The sequence below is a fragment of the Cupriavidus sp. GW823-FHT06D04 genome (genome assembly GCF_058795055.1).
On record NZ_JBXAHL010000031.1, the window covers coordinates 85209 to 102933 of the forward strand.

General features: G+C 67.5%; 14 protein-coding genes and 1 pseudogene. 6 read left to right on the forward strand and 9 right to left on the reverse strand.

The window, feature by feature from the left end:
* The first annotated feature begins 83 nt into the window (after positions 1–83).
* Positions 84–485: a hypothetical protein gene (locus AC1Q7H_RS29325; protein ID WP_153954356.1), complete on the forward strand. Its 402-nt coding sequence runs from the start codon at positions 84–86 to the stop codon at positions 483–485.
* On the opposite strand, the gene ppk2 is transcribed toward AC1Q7H_RS29325, so the two are convergent.
* On the reverse strand, positions 486–1370 hold the full coding sequence (ppk2, locus tag AC1Q7H_RS29330) for a polyphosphate kinase 2 (protein WP_153954355.1): 885 nt from the start codon (positions 1368–1370) through the stop codon (positions 486–488).
* 351 nt (positions 1371–1721) lie between these two features.
* Between ppk2 and AC1Q7H_RS29335 the strand changes: the two genes are divergently transcribed.
* The 3 genes from AC1Q7H_RS29335 to AC1Q7H_RS29345 are packed head-to-tail and all read left to right on the forward strand — an operon-like array spanning position 1722 to position 4428.
* Complete coding sequence (locus AC1Q7H_RS29335; RefSeq protein ID WP_153954354.1) at positions 1722–3128, forward strand: DUF3300 domain-containing protein; 1407 nt, start codon at positions 1722–1724, stop codon at positions 3126–3128.
* A 20-nt stretch (positions 3129–3148) separates the two neighbouring features.
* Positions 3149–4063 (forward strand): DUF2950 domain-containing protein, encoded by a 915-nt coding sequence (locus AC1Q7H_RS29340; RefSeq protein ID WP_153954353.1) that lies wholly within the window; start codon positions 3149–3151, stop codon positions 4061–4063.
* Positions 4060–4428: a hypothetical protein gene (locus tag AC1Q7H_RS29345; RefSeq protein ID WP_013956264.1), complete on the forward strand. Its 369-nt coding sequence runs from the start codon at positions 4060–4062 to the stop codon at positions 4426–4428. The genes AC1Q7H_RS29340 and AC1Q7H_RS29345 overlap by 4 nt, the downstream gene beginning before the upstream one ends.
* A 421-nt stretch (positions 4429–4849) precedes the next feature.
* Here the strand turns inward: AC1Q7H_RS29345 and AC1Q7H_RS29350 are convergent, their stop codons facing one another.
* On the reverse strand, positions 4850–6223 hold the full coding sequence (locus AC1Q7H_RS29350) for a tetratricopeptide repeat protein (RefSeq protein ID WP_211980952.1): 1374 nt from the start codon (positions 6221–6223) through the stop codon (positions 4850–4852).
* Positions 6224–6483: 260 nt separating this feature from the next.
* Between AC1Q7H_RS29350 and AC1Q7H_RS29355 the strand changes: the two genes are divergently transcribed.
* The gene (locus AC1Q7H_RS29355) at positions 6484–10395 is read left to right on the forward strand and encodes an ATP-binding protein (RefSeq protein WP_492382045.1); all 3912 of its coding nucleotides are present in this window, start codon (positions 6484–6486) and stop codon (positions 10393–10395) included.
* A gap of 16 nt (positions 10396–10411) precedes the next feature.
* Here AC1Q7H_RS29355 and AC1Q7H_RS29360 read toward each other — a convergent pair whose 3' ends face one another.
* The 6 genes from AC1Q7H_RS29360 to AC1Q7H_RS29385 form a co-directional block, all read right to left on the reverse strand.
* Entirely contained in the window at positions 10412–12412 is a 2001-nt protein-coding gene (locus AC1Q7H_RS29360) for a thioredoxin domain-containing protein (protein WP_211980954.1), read from the reverse strand.
* Positions 12413–12491: 79 nt separating this feature from the next.
* A complete protein-coding gene (locus AC1Q7H_RS29365) occupies positions 12492–12785 on the reverse strand; it encodes a hypothetical protein (protein WP_013956268.1) in 294 nt (97 codons plus the stop codon).
* Positions 12786–13294: 509 nt separating this feature from the next.
* On the reverse strand, positions 13295–13582 hold the full coding sequence (locus tag AC1Q7H_RS29370; RefSeq protein ID WP_013956269.1) for a GYD domain-containing protein: 288 nt from the start codon (positions 13580–13582) through the stop codon (positions 13295–13297).
* Between the two features lie 167 nt (positions 13583–13749).
* Positions 13750–14778 (reverse strand): TGS domain-containing protein, encoded by a 1029-nt coding sequence (locus AC1Q7H_RS29375; RefSeq protein WP_153954349.1) that lies wholly within the window; start codon positions 14776–14778, stop codon positions 13750–13752.
* 89 nt (positions 14779–14867) lie between these two features.
* On the reverse strand, positions 14868–16262 hold the full coding sequence (locus AC1Q7H_RS29380) for an MFS transporter (RefSeq protein WP_153954348.1): 1395 nt from the start codon (positions 16260–16262) through the stop codon (positions 14868–14870).
* Entirely contained in the window at positions 16259–17053 is a 795-nt protein-coding gene (locus AC1Q7H_RS29385; protein WP_211980955.1) for a hypothetical protein, read from the reverse strand. Before AC1Q7H_RS29385 ends, AC1Q7H_RS29380 begins: the two co-directional genes overlap by 4 nt.
* Before the next feature lie 235 nt (positions 17054–17288).
* On the opposite strand from AC1Q7H_RS29385, the gene AC1Q7H_RS29390 reads away from it, so the two are divergent.
* Positions 17289–17606 (forward strand): hypothetical protein, encoded by a 318-nt coding sequence (locus tag AC1Q7H_RS29390; RefSeq protein WP_249221259.1) that lies wholly within the window; start codon positions 17289–17291, stop codon positions 17604–17606.
* Between the two features lie 44 nt (positions 17607–17650).
* Here the strand turns inward: AC1Q7H_RS29390 and AC1Q7H_RS29395 are convergent.
* A pseudogene (locus AC1Q7H_RS29395) lies at positions 17651–17725 on the reverse strand (IS200/IS605 family transposase); the annotation flags it as partial.

Genomic DNA, 17725 nt, shown 5'->3' on the forward strand with positions numbered 1-17725 from the left:
GCCGCTGCCGCGGCTGGCGGGCATGTGGGTCCGGTGCTTCCTCGCTTGCCCGCCTCGGGGCAGGCCATGGCGGAGGAGGCGAGATGAACAGGCGAAACAGGATCCTGCACGCGCTGGCATGCAGTGCCGCAATGCTTGCGGGTGCAATGTCGGCAGGACCGGCCGTTGCCTATTTTGACCACTACCTTGGCGGCACCATCGTCGGCACGCTTACCCAGGACCAGCTCACGGCGTTGACGGATGTCTTCCGCAGGACCCTGGAGCAGGGCGCCGACGGCGCCCGCATGCCGTTCAGGCTGCCACCCGACGCGCGCGAGCGGCAGGTCGAAGGTTCCTTCACGCCATTGCGGTCCCGGCGCGACCACGGCGACCGGTGCCGGCAACTGCGCAGTGAATTCCGCCGGGCCGGCGAAACCGAAGCCTGGACCGGGTGGTACTGCAAGGAGAAGGACGGGAGCTGGAAGTCGCGCAAGCTGCCGAAGTAGCTAGTACCGCTCGTCGACATACCGATACGGATAGTCGGGCTCCCGGTATCCGCCCGCCTTCTGCCTGGCAGGCAGCTTGACTGGCTTGCGTTCGATCGCCTTGTACGGGATCTGTGCCAGCAGGTGCGTGATGATGTTCAGGCGCGCCCGGCGCTTGTCATTGGAATTGGCCACATGCCACGGGGCATAGTCGGTATCGGATGCGGCAAACATGGCGTCGCGCGCGCGTGAATAGTCGTACCAGCGGCTGTACGAGCGCAAGTCCATGTCAGTGAGCTTCCAGACCTTGCGGCCGTCCTTGATGCGCCCCTGCAGGCGGCGGGTCTGCTCCTCCGGGCTGACCTCGAGCCAGTACTTGATCAGGATAATGCCGGAATGCACGATGGCGCGTTCGACCAGTGGGACGGCGCGCAGAAACTCGTCGGCCTGCGCTTCGGTGCAGAACCCCATCACGCGTTCGACGCCGGCGCGGTTGTACCAGCTCCGGTCGAAGATGACGATCTCTCCCGCGGCGGGCAGGTGCGGCAGGTAGCGCTGCACGTACATCTGGCTCTTTTCGCGGTCGGTCGGCGCGGGCAGGGCGATCACGCGGAAAATGCGCGGGCTGACGCGTTCCGTGATGGCCTTGATGGTGCCGCCCTTGCCGGCACCGTCGCGCCCTTCGAACACCACGCAGACCTTGCTGCCGCTGGCCTGCACCCATTGCTGCAGCTTGACGAGCTCGACATGAAGGGCGAAGAGTTCCTTCTGGTATGCCTTCTCCGACATGCGCTCGCGCGGCTGCTGGTCCGGCTTTTCGTCGCGGCTGTCGGCCGGGTCTGGTTCGCGCGGCGGCTCCGTCTGACTCCCGTTGTCGTCGTGGCGCTTTCCTTTCCGCTTGGCCATGATCTTCCTCCACTGACGTACCGGTGCCTCGAGGGTCCGGTTATGCACCTTCAAACCTGGGGTACCGCTTGCATGCGCACAGGCGGCTCGTTTCTACGATAGAAGCAAAATCGGGGGAAATCCTCATGCCGATCCATTTTCCTGGCATAACCCTTGCCGGCTGGCCTGCCGGACGGCGACCGGAATTCGGTTGAATTTCAATGTGTTCCGTACTACCTTCGTAGCGCGTATGGAGCAATATCCGCTCCGTATGTCGTCTGGCAATGGCACGCGGCAGGAGAACTTCCTCCGGCCCGGTGCGCTGCCCCGGTACGCCTCGGATGGCTCCGTCACCAGTTGCGAGGAGGGAACATGGCCTTTCTGGTCAGGCGGCTGCTTCAGTCCGGCTGTGCGTGGCTGTTTGTCGCGCTGGCGGCAGCAGCGGGCGGCGCCGCTGCCCAAGACGCACCGAAGCCGCCACCCACCTTCAAGGCCGAGGAGCTTGAGGCGCTGGTCGCGCCGATCGCGCTCTATCCCGATTCCGTGTTGTCGCAGGTGCTGATGGCCTCCACCTATCCGCTGGAGATCGTGCACGCGGCGCGCTGGGTCAAGGCCAACCCCAAGGTCAAGGGCGACGCCGCGGTCAAGGCCGTGGCCGACCAGCCCTGGGATGTCAGCGTGAAGTCGCTGGTGGCCTTCCCGCAGGTCCTTGAGCCGATGAACGACAAGCTCGACTGGACCCAGAAGCTGGGCGATGCCTTCCTGGCCCAGGAGAAAGACGTGCTGGCCGCGGTCCAGCGGCTGCGCAACAAGGCCCAGCAATCCGGCAACCTCAAGAGCACCGAACAGCAGAACGTCATTGTCGAGCCCGCGACCACTGCGGCGCTAGGCGTGCAGACCGTGGTGCGCATCGAACCGGCCGACCCGCAGGTCATCTACGTCCCGGCCTACAACCCCACCGTGGTCTACGGTTCCTGGGGTTATCCGTCCTACCCGCCGTACTACTGGCCGCCTTATCCCGCCTATTACCCGGGCGCCGCGCTGGCCACGGGCTTTGCCTGGGGCGTCGGGCTGGCCGCCGCCGGGGCGATCTTCGGCAACTGCAACTGGGGCGGCGGCGACGTGAACGTCAACGTCAACCGGGCCACCAATATCGACCGCAACTTTGACCGCACCAAGGTGCAGAGCGGCGGGCGCTGGCAGCACGACGCCGGTCACCGGCAGGGCGTGGCCTACCGCGACAATGCCACCCGCGAGAAATTCTCCCGCGATGTGCCAGGCGGGGACCGGCGCAATGAGTTCCGGGGTCGCGAGGGTGGCGCCGGCGTGTCCGACCGCGCGGCGCGCGACCGGGCCGGCGGGCAGGACCGGGCGGGTGCCGGAGACCGGGCCGGAGAAAGGGCGGGTGATCGGGCGGGAGACCGCGCCGGAGACCGGGTCGGTGATCGCGCTGGCGAACGGGGCAGTGATCGGGCCGGGGTCTCTGACCGGGCCGATGTATCGGACCGCGCAGGGGCTGCCGACCGGTCACGGGGCGGCGGTGAACGGGCCACCACCGTAGCCGACCGCGGCGGCGGTGGCGGGCGGGACAACGCATTCCAGGGCGTGGGCGGCGGCGCGGCGTCGCAGCGCGACTTTGATCGCGGACGCTCCAGCATGCAGTCGGCCGGAGGCCACGCAGGCGGCGGCTTCAGCGGCGGCGGCGGGGGCCGTGGCGGCGGCGGCTTCAGCGGCGGCGGGGGCCGTGGTGGCGGCGGCGGACGCGGTGGCAGGCGCTAGCGGACCAGGGAGCCTCGATCATGACGTCACCACTAAGCCTTGCCCGATCCCTGCCTGGCCGCCTGGCCTGCGCGCTGGCGTTTGCGCTCGCGCTGACCGTTGCCGGCATGCACGCCGCGCACGCGCAGAAGTCCTTCAAAACCCCCGAGGCCGCCATGAACGCCTTTGGCGAGGCGGTCGCCATCAGCGACGACGATGCCATGAAGGTGCTGCTGGGCGCCAGGATCCACGACCTGATCCCGCCAGTCGGCGCCGACATCCGGTACCGCTTTCTCGAGGCCTGGCGGATCTCGCATGCGGTCCAGCCAGAGGGCAGCCATGCCCGCATCGCCGTAGGCAATGACGGCTGGACCCTGCCAGTGCCACTGGTGAAGACATCGAAGGGCTGGCAGTTCGATACGCGTGCCGGGGTCGACGAGATGCGCATACGCCGCATCGGCCGCAATGAACTCGCGGTGATCCAGGCCATGCTCGCGGTCTATGACGCCCAGCGCGAATACGCCCGGACCGATCATGACGGCGACGGCCTGCTGGCCTACGCAGGCAAGCTTGCGAGTACGCCGGGCAAGCAGGACGGGCTGTACTGGCCGACATCGGAGGGCAAGCCGCCCAGCCCGCTCGGGGCCGCATTCCTGACCGCCGGCAAGCGCAACCCGGGGCAGGGCGGCTACTACGGCTATCACTACAAGCTGCTGACCGCGCAGGGGCCCACCGCACCCGGCGGCGCGTACAACTATGTCGTCAATGGCAAGCTGTTCGGCGGCTTCGCCGTGCTGGCCTGGCCGGTGCGGTATGGCGATACCGGCGTGAAGAGCTTCATGGTCAGCCACGATGGCCAGGTCTATGAACGCGACCTGGGCACCGACAGTGCCGGCAAGGCCGCGGCGATCAAGACCTTCGATCCCGGCCCTGGCTGGAGCAAGGTGACGCCATGAAGCATGGGCTCCGGATCCTGGCGGGCGTTGCCGTGTTCGCCGCAGTGCCGGTGCTGACGGCATGCTATCCCTACCCTTACCCTGCCGAGGTGGTTCCGACCACCTACCCGGGCCTGCAGCCCAGCCGCTACGACCGCGCCTTCGCCGCGGCCGCCGGCGCCATGCGCGACCAGGGCGTGGCGATCAACACGGAGGATGCCGTGGCCGGCACGGTGGAAGGAACCCGCAACAACCTGCCGGTGAGGGCCAGCGTGCGCCGCCAGGCCGACGGCACGGTGCGGGTGCAGTTCGACGGCACCGACCCGTCGGATCCCCGCCTGCTAGAGCGCATCTCGCGCAGCTACGACGCGCGCATGGGCCGCTGAGGCGCGCTGCGCCGCCGTTGCCGCCAACCACTCAAGGCTGCGCGCGCGGAATGACCGGCGCCCCCGGCGCCGGACTGGCCGGGCGCTGCGGATTCACCGACGTGCCAAAGGGGTTGTTGCCCATGCGATGGCTGGTGGCCGCCTCGTTATAGAGGCCGAGCTGGTTCGAGGGCCGCTGCGCGATCGCCTCGGCCGCCAGCGTTGAGCGAGGCGCAACTGAGCCAGTTGACGCCGACCGAGCGCAGCAACCTGCGCTGATGGCGCCCTGACGATCGAGGGAGCGCTTTGGGGCGGCTTGCCTGGGCTCGGCATGAGCCAAGGCAAGCGTCCTCATTTTTTTTATCCGCTCATGGGCCATTGTCGGCCGGCCCAGGTGCCGGCGACAAAGGCCTGGGCTTGGCACGTGGCCAGCCGGCTTGCGTCACGCCACCTTCGCCGCGACCGCCTCCCCGTGGCCGTCCGCCGCTTCGCGCTGGAGCGCTGAAGCGCGCTGCACCAGCTTGCTCAGGCTGGGGTTCATCGGCTTGAGCTCCATGCGCTCGGCTGCGAGCGCGCAGGCCAGGTTGGCGCGTTGGCCTCGCAACGCCGCCTCGATCAGCGTCAGGTTGATGAGATCGCGCTGGGCGTGGCTGCCGCCGAAGCGATGCGCGATCTGGCGTACCGGCAGCAGCAAACCGATGGCGTGGTCGTAGTCTTGCCGCGAGAAAGAGAGCAGGGCTTCGGTCACCGGAAGGCCGACCTCGCGGGTCATCATCGCGTTGGAGCCACTGCCACCTGCCGCCGCGCGCATGCCGGCAAGCAGGCCATCCAGTGCACAGTCGCGCCCGGCGCAAAGATAGGACATGGCGGCGTGGGTATCGTTGAAGGCGTAGTAGCCTTCGGCGCCGCGCGCCTGCCAGGTGTCGGCGACTTCGTTCCAGCGCGCGCCCACGTCGATGCCGCGCAGGTGCAGGCGCCACAGCATGGCGCAGGCATCGATCAGCTCCAGCGCCACCGCGGAGTGGTGCTCGCGGATGTGCGCGTCGTAGATGTCCAGTACCTGCCTGGTATGGCCGAGTTCGAGATGGAACAGCGCCAGGTGCCACCAGTTGTGCACGGCCATCATATTGTCCTGCGACCAGTCGGCAGCACGCCCGCTCAGCCAGTCGATGCCTTCATCCTGGCGGCCCTGCATTTCCATCACGTGGGCGACCGCATGAATAGCCCAGGGATCGCGCGGATTCAGTTCCAGCGCGAAGCGGCCGCGTTCCTCGGCTTGCTCATACAAGTTCGTTTCCTCAAGACCGAACGCATGCATGCCAAGGACATAGCCGAAGCCGGGTACGCGCGTATTCCAGTGCGGCAGCACCTGGGCGATGCGGTCGCGCAGCAGGGTGGACTGCCCGAGCAGGAAGTCGCCGATATGGGCGATCTGCAGCGCTAGGCTGTCACGCGGATAGTCGACCACGATGTCACCGTACAGCTGGATCGAGCGCGCGAAGTGGCCGTCCAGCCAGGCGCGTGCCGCCGCGATATGCCGGCGCTCGCGCTCGTTGGCGCTGGCGGACCGCGCTTCGCCTGCCTCGACGCTCTGCCTGAGCATCGGCTCCACGGCGCCGTCGCCAGCCGTGATCATCATCCCCGCGCGCAAGGCATGGCCCATCACGAAGCCCGGATCGTCGGCCAGGGCATGGTCGATCACCGTGAGCGGGTCGCCGTAGTAGCCATGCAGCAATTCCAGGGCGGCTTCGAAGCGCTCCAGCGAGTTGGTGTTGGTGCTCGAGACCGAAACACCGCGCGAGTCAGTATGTGTCATGACGCAATCCTTCCAGTGTGACCGAGGCAGCCCTTGCCTCGCTCGATGGCAGCCCCTGTTCGTCCGCTATGTCGGAGCCACGCGGCCCGGGGTTGTGGTCATACTAGGCAGCGGGCGTGAACGGGCCCGGCAATCCAGCGTGAAAGAAGCGTGAAAATAGCGGCAGGCCGGGAAGTACCGGCTTCATATCTTTGCGCCGGCGAGGCGCGCGTGATGCTGTGCCGTCGCCTATAAAGGATGGGCTTTCAGGATTCCAAATCATGGCCCGCGCCCGTCTTGACCTGTTCGGCGGCTTCCAGCTGAGTTCCGCAGACGGAACGCCGATTCCGCTGACTGCCCGCAAGGCGCGCGCAGTGCTGGCCTATCTCGCGCTGGCACAAGGGCGCGCCCAGCCGCGCGACAAGCTGGCCGCACTGTGCTGGGCCGAAAGCAATGCCGAGCAGGCGCGCAGCAGCCTGCGCCAGGCGCTCAGTGCGGCGCGGCGCGCGCTGGAAGAGGCTGGCCAGCACGTGGTGCTGGCAGAAGGCGACAGCGTGACGCTCGGCGAAATCGAGGTCGACGTGTGCGAGTTCGAGCAGTTTGCCCGTGAAGCCACGCCCGCGTCGCTGGCGCGCGCCGCGGTGCTGTACCGGGGTGACTTGCTGGAGGGCTTTCATGCCGCCGCGCCGGCGTTCGACCACTGGCTGGCGATCGAACGCGAACGTCTGCGCGGCGTGGTGTTGGCGGTCATGGCCAGGTTGCTGGCGCACCATGAACAGGCCGGCGAGACGGAGCAGGCCATCGCCAGTGCCACCCGCCTGCTTGCGCTCGATCCGCTGCAGGAAAGCGTGCACCGGGCGCTGATCCGGCTGTATGAACGCCAGGGCAGGCAGGCGCTGGCGCTCAAGCAATACCGCTTGTGCCGGGCGGCGCTGCAACGCGAACTCGGGGTATCGCCCGAGCCCGAGACCGAGGCGCTGTACCAGGCAATGCTGCGGGCCCGTCGCGAGCCGGTGGCTGGCATGCCGGCTGGTGACGACGGTGCCGCGGTGCCACCTGCGTCCGCCGTAATCGCTGCCGAGCCGCAGTTGCGCCACGCAGTGGTCCTGATAGCCAGCCTGGACGATAGCAGCGTTGGCCTGGAGCCCGAGCCATTGCACGCTGCCCTTGCGCGCTGGCGCCAGCATGCCAGGGCATTGGCCAGCGCCTGCGGCGGTCATATCACCGATGAAATCGGCACCCGGCTGACCATCGTGTTTGGCGTTTCGGTGGCGCATGGGAACGACGCCGAGCGCGCCCTGCATACCGCCGGGGCGCTGCATGCCGGTCTGGCGCGGCTGGCGGAATCCGCCAACGCCAGGCTGCTGGCGCGCGTAGGCCTGGCCAGCGGCCAGGTGCTGGCCGCCTGCGGCGAAAGCGGCATGACGCTGACCGGCGGGCCGGTTAGCGTGGCCTCGCAGGCGATGGAGCGGGCCGAGCCTGGCGCAACCATGGTGTCGAATCGGGTCTACCAGGCGCTGCCCGGACGCCTGGAAGCGGACTGCGTGGCGCACGCCGTGCTCCCCGGAGCGGCCGAACCGATTCCGCTCTGGCGCGTGCGGCGCTTTCTCGGGGTGGAACAGGCGCCGGCGCAGCACGCCTTCGTCGGGCGGCAAGCGGAGCTGGCCCAGCTCGCCGGCGTTGCCGACAGCTGCCTGCGTTCCGACCATGGCCGGGTCGTGCTGATCCGTGGCGAGGCCGGCATCGGCAAAAGCCGGCTCGCCGACCGCTTCGTCGCGCTGGCGCGCGAGCATGGCCTGGAGGCACACCGGGCGCTGGTGCTCGACTTCGGCGCCGGCAGCGGCGGCGATCCCTTGTGCTTGCTCGCGCGCAGTCTGTTGGGCGTCGCGCCTCGCACGGGCGCGGGTGGCGCCGCCGCCGAAGAAGCGACAGGCGCGGTCATCGCGCAAGCGCTCGCGGCCTGGCAACTCGGCGAGGATGAGCTTGTGTTCGCCCGCGACATGTTCGAGCAGCCCCAGTCCCGGGAGCAGGCCGCCGCACTGGCCGCGATGGACGCCGCCAGCCGGCAACGCGGCGCACAGCGATTGATGGTGACGCTGGCCACCCGCCGCAGTGCGGTGCGCGCGCAATTGATCGTGGTCGACGACGTCCACTGGGCCGAGCGCACGGTGCTCGATTGCCTGGCGCAGCTGGCCGCGGCAACCCGCAGCCATGCGCTGATCCTGGTGCTGACCGTACGTCCCGAGCATGACCCGCTCGATGTGGCCTGGCGGGCGAGCAGCCAGGGGGCATCGCTGACCACCATCGACCTCGGGCCGCTCGACGATGCCGAGGCGCACGAACTGGCAGCCTGCCATCGGCAGGTCGATCCTGCCGTGGCCGCTACCTGCATTCGCCGGGCCGAGGGCAATCCGCTGTTTCTCGACCAGTTGCTGCGCGGCGCGGAGGCGGGCGCGGACGAGTTGCCCGGGACGCTGCAGAGCATTGTGCTGGCGCGGATGGACCGGTTCTCTACCGCCGACCGCCAGGCGCTGCAGGCCGCTGCCGTACTGGGCCAGCGCTTTGGCCCGGCCGCACTGCGGCGTTTGCTCGAGGATCCCGCGTACGCTTGCGAGCGCCTGGTACAAGAGGCCATGGCCCGGCCGGAAGGCGAAGACTATCTGTTCATGCACGCGCTGATCCATGAGGCGGTGTACGCGTCGCTGCTCAAGTCGCGGCGACAGAATCTGCACCGGCGCGCGGCCGCCTGGTATGAAGGCCGGGACCCGGCGCTGATGGCCGAGCACCTGGATGCCGCAGGCGATCCCGGCGCGCCCGAAGCCTATGCCGCCGCGGCGCGGCATGAGGCGGCGCACTTCCGCGGCGAGCGCGCATTGCGCCTGGTCGAGCGTGCGCAGCGCCTGGATAGCGGCGACGCCTGCAGGCACACGCTTGCCTGCCTGCACGGCGAGCTGGCACTTGACCTTGGCCTGCCGACGCAATCGCTGCAGGCTTTCCGGCAAGCGCAATTGCTGGCGAGCGATGCGGCACAGCGGGCCCGGGTGTGGCTTGGCACGGCGGCCGCCTTGCGCCTGCTCGACCGCTATGACGAAGCCCTGGCGGCGCTGCGCGAGGCGGAGCAGGCCGCTGCCGCGCCGGGCCAGCACGAGCGCCTGGCCGAGATCGAATCACTGCGCGGCAATCTCTATTTCCCGAAGGGCGACATGGAAGAGTGCCTCGCCGCCCACCAGCGCGCCCTCGGCCATGCGAGGGCGGGCGGATCGGTGCTGGGCGAGGCGCGTGCGCTGGGCGGCCTCGGTGATGCGTACTACCAGCAGGGCCGCATGCTGACCGCGCATGCGCATTTTGTCCGCTGCGTCGAGCTGGCGCGGGCACACGGCTTCATCCGCATCGAATGTGCCAACCTGCCGATGGTGGGCGCGGTGGAACTGTTCCGCAACGAACTTGCGGCCGCGCAGGCCAGCTGCGAGGAAGGACTGCGCCTGGCGCGGCGCATCAGCGATGCGCGCAGCGAGATGCTCGCCTACGACGTGATGACATCGACCGCACAGCTCGCCGGCGACTGGCCGCGTGCCGAAGCGCACGCGCGGCTGGCACTGGCACTGACGCGCCGGTTGGAGGCCCGGCGCTTCGAGGCGGAAGTGCTGGCCCGGCTTGGCCTGGCCATCGGCGCGCTCGGCCAGGTGCAGGAGGCGGAGTCCCTGCTCGACGAGGCACTGCAGCTGAGCCACGCCAGCGGCGTGCGGTATTCAGGGCCAACCGTGCTCGCGTTCCTCGCGCGCACCACGCGCGATCCGGACAAGCAGCTCGACGCCCTGCGCCAGGGCGAGGCCATGCTGGCCCAGGGCTGCGTGAGCCATTGCCACGTCGATCTGCTCGAAGCTGCGATCGACGTTTCACTGGCGGCGCGCCGGTGGCAGGAAGCCGAACGCTACCTGGCAGCGCTGCAGGATTACATGCGGCCTGAGCCGTGCCCCTGGGGAGACTTCCTGATCCGCAGGGGTCGCGCCTTGATCTGCGCCGGACGGGAAGAGGGTGGTGCGAGCACGCCGCCGCTTTGGGCCCGGCTACGGCTGCTCAGGGACGAGGCACACGCGGCCGGTCTGAATGAATCCCTGGGTGCCATCGATGCGGCACTGGAGCGGCTGACAGCGACATCGCGTATCGGGCAGGACGCATCTGGCCTGTCCTGATCGAAAGGGCTCACCGTCACCCCACGCAGCGTTCAAGGAGCGCCTGGCCGCTGGTCACGGGCGCGGTACAGGTGCGATGTCGGCACACGTAGGCTGCCGGCCGGCCGTCGACCGGGAGCCGCCCCTGGCCGACGGGAACGTCTTCGGCGAATGCCAGCACGCGTGCCGGAAGATAGGTGCGGTGAACGCTTTCCACCAAGGCGGCGGCCGCCGCCTTGTCGCCGGCAAGAATGATCCCGAACGCGCCGCGCTGCGCGAAGTCCGCGGCGGCCAGGAGGTGCACGAAGCCGGCCGGGGCCGCGGTGGCGGCAGCACGGTAACGCTGGAATTCGTGCTCGGCGAGGTCACGATAGCGATCCTCGCCGGTGAGTTCATGCAAGCGCAGGAAGGCGAACACGCTGGCTGAAATGCCAGACGGCCAGGCGCCGTCGTACGGAGCGCGGGGCCTGTGTATCAATGGCTCGCCATCATTGGGCGTGAAATACAGCCCGTCGCCCCGGAACCTGTCGATGATGAGCGTCACGAGTTCGGCGGCGCGATCGAGGTATCTCCTGTCGAAGCAGGATTCGTAGAGGTCGATCAGCGCGTTGGCCAGGAAGGCATAGTCTTCCAGGAACCCTGGCACCTTGACTGTGCCGTTCTTCCAGTACCGATACACACCGCCGTCCGGCATGGTGAGCTTGTCCTGGACAAAGCTGGCGGCACGCCTTGCGGCGGCGAGGTGTGCGGGGTTGCCCGTTGCCTGGTAAGCCGCGCAGAGTCCCTGGATCATGAGACCGTTCCACCCGGCGAGAATGTTGTCGTCGCGGCCGGGGCGCACGCGCCGGGCGCGTGCTGCCAACAGCCGCTCGCGCCAGCCTTCCAGCCGTGCCTCCTCCAGAGGAGTCAGCGTGACGGCACGGTGGAGCACCGATCTGCCGGGCTCAAAGTTCCCGCCTTCGGTCACGCCGTAGGCGCGACACGCCAGGGCCCCCTCTGATTCGCCCAGGACTGCCTTTACCTCGGCCGCTGTCCAGACATAAAAGCGGCCTTCCTCGCCTTCGCTGTCGGCATCTTCGCCGGCATGGAAGCCGCCGTCGGGGTGCGTCATGTCTCGCAGAATGTACGCGATCGTTCCCTCGAATACGCGGCGCCAGGCTTGCTTTCCGGTCAGGCGATAGGCGTTGGCGTAGAGTGTGACGAGCTGGCCGTTATCGTAAAGCATCTTTTCGAAGTGGGGCACGGCCCAGCGTTCGTCGACACTGTAGCGGGAAAACCCACCGCCGAGCTGATCATGGATGCCGCCGGCCGCCATGCCGTCGAGCGTGCGCTCCAGCGCATCAAGCAGCGCGGGTTCATGCGTTCGCTGACAGATGCGCAGCACGAGGTCGTACGCGCTTGCGTTGGGAAACTTGGGCGCTCCGCCCAGGCCGCCATGGGTCGGGTCCGTATTGCGCGCGAGGGCGAGGGCTGTCTGCGCGGGCAGGTCCTGGACTTCCGCGGCCTGTTCCGCGTCTTCACGGCTCAGGACCCCTTCGTCCAGGTGCCGGAACCCCCGCTGAAACTGCTCGATGGTGTCGCGCAGTTCCTGGCGGCGATGCCTCCAGGCTTCGCTCAGGCTCAGCAGCACGCGCGGGAGCCCAGGGCGGCCGTAGCGGTCATCCGGCGGAAAGTAGGTGCCACCGTAGAAAGGCTCTCCTTGCGGCGTCAGGAATACCGTCAGCGGCCAGCCGCCGCCCTGTCCCATCAACTGGGGGACTTTCTGGTAAATGTCGTCGAGGTCGGGACGCTCCTGCCGGTCGACCTTGATGCTGATGAACCGCTCGTTCATCAGGGCGGCGATCCGGGGATTCTCGAACGATTCGTGCGCCATCACGTGGCACCAATGGCAGGTGGCGTAGCCGACCGAAAGCAGGACCGGCTTGTCGTCGTCGCGCGCACGGCGAAACGCCTCTTCGCACCAGGGATACCAGTCGACCGGATTATCCGCGTGTTGCCGGAGGTAAGGCGAGGTTTCTGTGGCGAGCCGGTTTGTCATCCTGGTCTCCAGCCTGGGCCGGTGGGACAACTGTGGCGCAGAACAGGGCGCCCGGCAAGCGCGTGGCGGGTTTCCGGCATCAGGCCACCCCAACCCCTGGTGACCAGTACTGGTATCGCCAGGTAAAGCCATCGCGCGGTGGCGTGGTGCCGGGGGGTGCCCCACCGCCACGATAGGCGAAGGTGTACAGCACCAGCGCCGTGCGCCGCGAAGAGTACCGGTCCCGCAGGGGCATAGCCTCCCTTGCGGGCCACCAGCGCGGTGCAAGCAGCGCGCCGCTGACATAGGCCAGGCCGCAGTGCCCCCAGCCGGCTGCAGACAGCTGCCACAGCCAGCGGTAGCCGGCGTTCGGAGGGCGTGAGCGAGCGCGCATGCGACTCCTTGTTTCAGTTCGGATCCGCTACCGCTCTGATCCGATCCGTCCAGTTTTGCATTGCCGGACGGTTTGCCGACCAGGGACTGCGATCGGTTAAGGCGACTGTGGCAAAAAAAACTGCCCGGGGCAATGCAAGTTACAGTGCCTGCCGGCATGTCACCAGCGAGGCCCGCGAGGCGAGTGGTCAACGTCGCCCTGATACGCCACAAATAAAAGGAGCCACAAATAAAAAGAGCACCTTCTACAGGTGCTCAGTGCTTCCAACAATCGGGTGCGTCCGAACCGGGTCAGCAACTTATGATCCGGTCCGGACCTGCAGGCATATGTGGCCTGCACGATCACGCTTCATCTGGCAGATCATCCAGGAAACATGATCGTTTCGCTGACCTACCTTCGCTTTACTCAAGCGTGTCTCAGTCAGCACTTTAAGTATAGGGCAGCCGACGGTCAGGTCAACCTGAATCTGGCTGTGCCGCCGCGCGAGCAGCCTGGTCCAGCGAGCTGCGCTACAGGGCCGCGATGAACTTGTCCCACGGCGTCGCTTGCAGCGTCTCGGTCGCGGCGTGTCCGTAGCCCCGGATGATCAACGCCGCCCGCTCGAGTTGCTTCAGGTCGTCCGTCTCGACAATGTCCACGACGTCAAAGCGCCCGAGTGTCAGATAGCTGTCCTTCCAGGTGACTGCAGGGCATTCGGCCTTGATTTTCTCGGCCACCGTGGCGGCGAGTTTCTTCATGTCCCTGGGGTCCGTGAACGCGTCAGGAGCGAGACGGCTGAGGATGACGTATGTAGTCATGGCATACCTCCGTGCAAGAAATTGCTCCGCAAATCGGCACGGCAGTCATGCGGGAACAACCGGCCGCAGGTCTTTCAGTCTATGTCATCGGCGCCCCCCTGCTGCGACCTGTCCCCAGGGCCCCGTGGGCCGGGCCATCAACGAACTCCCTGCGGCCATGGCTTTGATCAGCCATGCGCCTGCGAATGCAGTTCCACCACGTCTCGATCGGCTACCGGATGATCGGCGCCCACCTGCTGGCCGCTGAACTTGCCACTCCCCCAAATGCGGGCGAACTTGAACGTACGCGCGAGATCAGGGTGCACCTGCAGGGCGACATCCAGCACGGTGTCGCCGCGGCGCATCGTAAAAGGCCGACGCTGGTCGACGGGTTTCCCGGGTGCCTTGGTGTAGACACGCACGATGCCCAGAGCCCTGAAAAGGAACGGACCGACCTCGGCCAGTCCGCGCCCGCCGGTTGCCGAGGTTGCGAGCGCCGGAAAATGTACACCGAGCAGGTCTTCGAGCACGGCCGCGTCTTCCGGCTTGGCGAGATCAGTCTTGTTGGCCAGCAGCAGCGCAGGGAGGTGAACACTGAACGGGTCAGCCGCCGCTTCCGCCGTCGCCCCAGGGCTGTCAGCCTGACCCGGCCAGCGCTCCGACAGGATGATCTTTGCCTCGGCGAGGCGCCGCAGAATCAGCGCCAACTGTTCTGTACAGTCTGGCGCGCTCAGATCGACCACGAGCAGTACGCCGTCTGCCGCCCGCAATATGTCGGTGAGCCCGGGTTGCATGAATTCGACTGATACAGGTGGCAGATCCACCAGCTGAAAAGCAATGTCGTCGAACGGCAACATGGCGGGAATCGGAAACTGCGTAGGGTGGGGGTAGGGCCCGACCTCGTTGCCCGATCCTGTCAGCCTTGCGTGCAGGCTGGATTTTCCCGCGCCGGGCGGGCCGATCAGACAGAGCTGCGCCGCGCCTTCTGGATGCACCGCATGTGCCGGCCCTCTGTGAGCGGCCTTCCCGTGGCCCGCGGATGCCTGGGTGAGTTCCCTGATCCGCGACTTGATATCGGCCTGCAGACGCTCCGTCCCCTTGTGTTTCGGGATGACACGGAGCATCTCCTTCAGGCATTCGAGCTGCTCGCGCGGCTGGCGTGCCAGCCGATAGGCTTGTTCGGCCTGCTTGTACTCTGGAGTGAGGTTTGCTGGCATGGGCTGTCGCCAGAGCTTCAGCGTCCGGAAGCCGAAAGAGCGATCCAATCGCCAAAGGGCAGTTTCATTCTAGTCTGCCGTCCGTGCTGCTAATGGCAAGCGGGGCCGGCAGCGGCGCCGTACCCGGTCTCCAGCCCGACCATTCGCTCAGCGCGCAAGGCTGCCCGCCGGCCCCGCACGGTGTTGACGCCGCACAGCAGGCCCAGCCCGACCACGAAGTAGCTGCCGGTGACCAGCAGCGCCTGCCGGTGATCGCCGCCCGTCAGCCAGCTTGCCATGCCATAGGTCAGTGGCCCGGCGATCGAGGCCAGCTTGACCGCCAGGCCCCAGAGCCCGAAGAACTCGGCCGCGCGCGAGGGCGGAGCCAGCAGCCCCACCATGGCCCGTCCGGCGGACTGGGCGGCGCCCAGGCACAGGCCGGCCACATTGGCGGCCAGCCAGAACAGCGGCGCTTCGCGCGCGGCGCGCGCCAGCATGATGGTCAGGATCCAGCCCAGCAGCGTCAGGGCAATGGCGCGCACGTGGCCGATGCGGTCCTGCACATGGCCGAACAGGAAGGCGCCGGCCGCTGCCGTCAGATTGACCACCAGCACCAGGGTCAGGGTCTGCCGCATGGTGAAGCCCATGGCCTGGTTGGCGTAGATGGCGGTCAGCGTGATCACCGCCTGGATGCCGGCCTGGTAGAACAGGGTGCACAGCAGGAAGCGGCGCAGGTCCTTGAACTGGCGCAGCTGGCCCAGGCGTTGCCATACCCTGGCCCAGGCCGTGCCGATGGCCCGTTCGCCAGCCGGCGCGGCCGCGGCGACCTGTGGCGCGCCGCGGTCGCGCAGCAGCAGGAAGGTCGGCAGGCTCGCCACGGCAAAGATGGCTGCCGTGATCAGCATGGTGACGGGAACGAACTGGCTGGCGACCTGGCCGCGCGCGCTGGCCCAGTTGACATAGAGCAGGCAGGCGCCCAGCGTGGACAGGCCACCGATATAGCCAAGGCTCCAGCCCCAGCCCGATACCCTGCCCAGGGCGCGGGTGGTGGAGAGCGATGGCAGGAAGGCGGCGATCAGGTTTTCGCCGCTGCCGAAGAAGAAGTTGGACAGGACCACGCACAGGATGGCGATGCCAAGGGTGCCGGGCTGCGCAAAATAGAGCAGTGCGGTGAACACCACGCAACCCGCCGTCGTCACCGCAAGCAGTGGCTTCTTGGCTGCGCGCAGGTCGGCGTAGGCGCCGACCAGCGGCGCGCTGAGCACCACCAGCGCATAGGAGAGGGAAAGCGCCGCGGTCCACGCCAGCGTGGCCCAGGGCGCGTTGCCGGCCACCACGGCGACGAAGTAGGCATTGAACAGCGCGGTGATGACCACCGTGGTGTAGCCCGAATTGGCAAAGTCGTACATGGCCCATGCCCACACTTCGCGCGGCCGTACGTCGACGCCCAGGGCAGAGGGCACGCGGGGCTCGCGAGCGTGGCCACCCGCTTGGGGCACGGTCATGTTCCTTCCTCCACGATGCGGCGCCGCTTCAGCCGAAGCAGGACGCCATAGACGGCCAGCGCTGCGAACACGTGCTTGAGCGTGTGCCCGCTGACCAGCCCGGTGAGCGCGGCGATCTGGTGATCCAGCACATCGCAAGCCAGGGCCAGCACATAGCAGCCGGTGATGGCCAGCACATCCCAGTCGCCAGTGTAGCGCGGCGCATAGAGGCAGAGCAGCAGCGGCACCACCAGCATGGCCCACGCCTGAACCAGGAGATAAGGGCGCAGGTCTCCGATGCCTCGGGCTTCGCTCCATGCCCAGTAGCCGACGCTGGCCGGCCCCGCGATCAGCAGCAGCGGCAGCAGCCGCAAGCCGGCCTTCAGGCTGACCCGCTCGCACAGGTTGGCGCCCAGCCAGGACATCAGCGCGAGCGCCAGCGGGGCCCTGTCCCACACCAGCCGCTGGTTGTCCGGTGCAAGGTGGTAATAGGCGGAGCCCAGGCCAACCAGGAAGACGGCAAAGAAAAGCAGCCGGTAAGGCCAGGCCTCGGCCGGCGCGATGAAGGCGCGGCTGGCAGCCGTGGTGCCCAGATAGCGCAGGCCGGCCGCGCCCGCGAGCAGGAACAGCAGATTGGAGCCGATGTCGAGGCAGTGGGGCGTGCCGAAGCAGACATAAGGGTCGGCATAACGATGGTATTGCGGAGGCTGCGCGATGCGCGGCAGCAGCCAGGCCGCGGTGGCCATGGCCGTCACCAGCAGCCAGACTGCTGCTGCCCTGGCGGCAGGGCGGGCTTGTCGGCAGGCGCGCATGATGGCCTCCTTCCGCTTGTGGACGGCCTTGTGATAGCCGCGTACTACCAAGTTTCGACAATTGTCTGTTGCTTGGCCAATGCTTTGGCTGTGATGCCGCATTGTTCCGGCATTGGAACACTGTGTTCGCTTCCGGCAGGCTTCCGCAAATTTGAAGGGCTGCTATCTTCGAGCGCCGTGATCAAAATAAAGTGGCAGCGCCGCGATACACCTCGACGCTGCCCGAAACCCACGGATGTCAGTGAAGAACGCAACCCCATCAACCCGGCTGGCGCACCTTGCGACCGCCGTTTCCTTTGCTGTCTGCCTGTGCGTGCTGCCGGCCGCCGCCGGCGCGGCAACCTTCTCGATGCAGGGCGGCTATGGCCGCGACAACGGCCACGGCGTTGAGAAATACGAAGTGGCCGCGCGCTGGGACGATATCGTGCAGTGGCAGCTGTCCAGCCGCTTGGTACTGTCCCTGGACGGCGAGGTCAATCTCGCGAACTGGCGGGCGCTGTCGTCCCAGCCGTCGAGCCAATTGACCAGGTGCGCGGCAAGCCTCGGCCTTTAGGCCGGAGAAGGATAGCGCGGACGCCGTCGGCGTCCTTTCGGCGGCTAATGCGGCGTCTGTTGTTGCTCAATGTATTGGCGGATGATCTCGATGGGCGCACCGCCGCAGCTCCCTGCGAA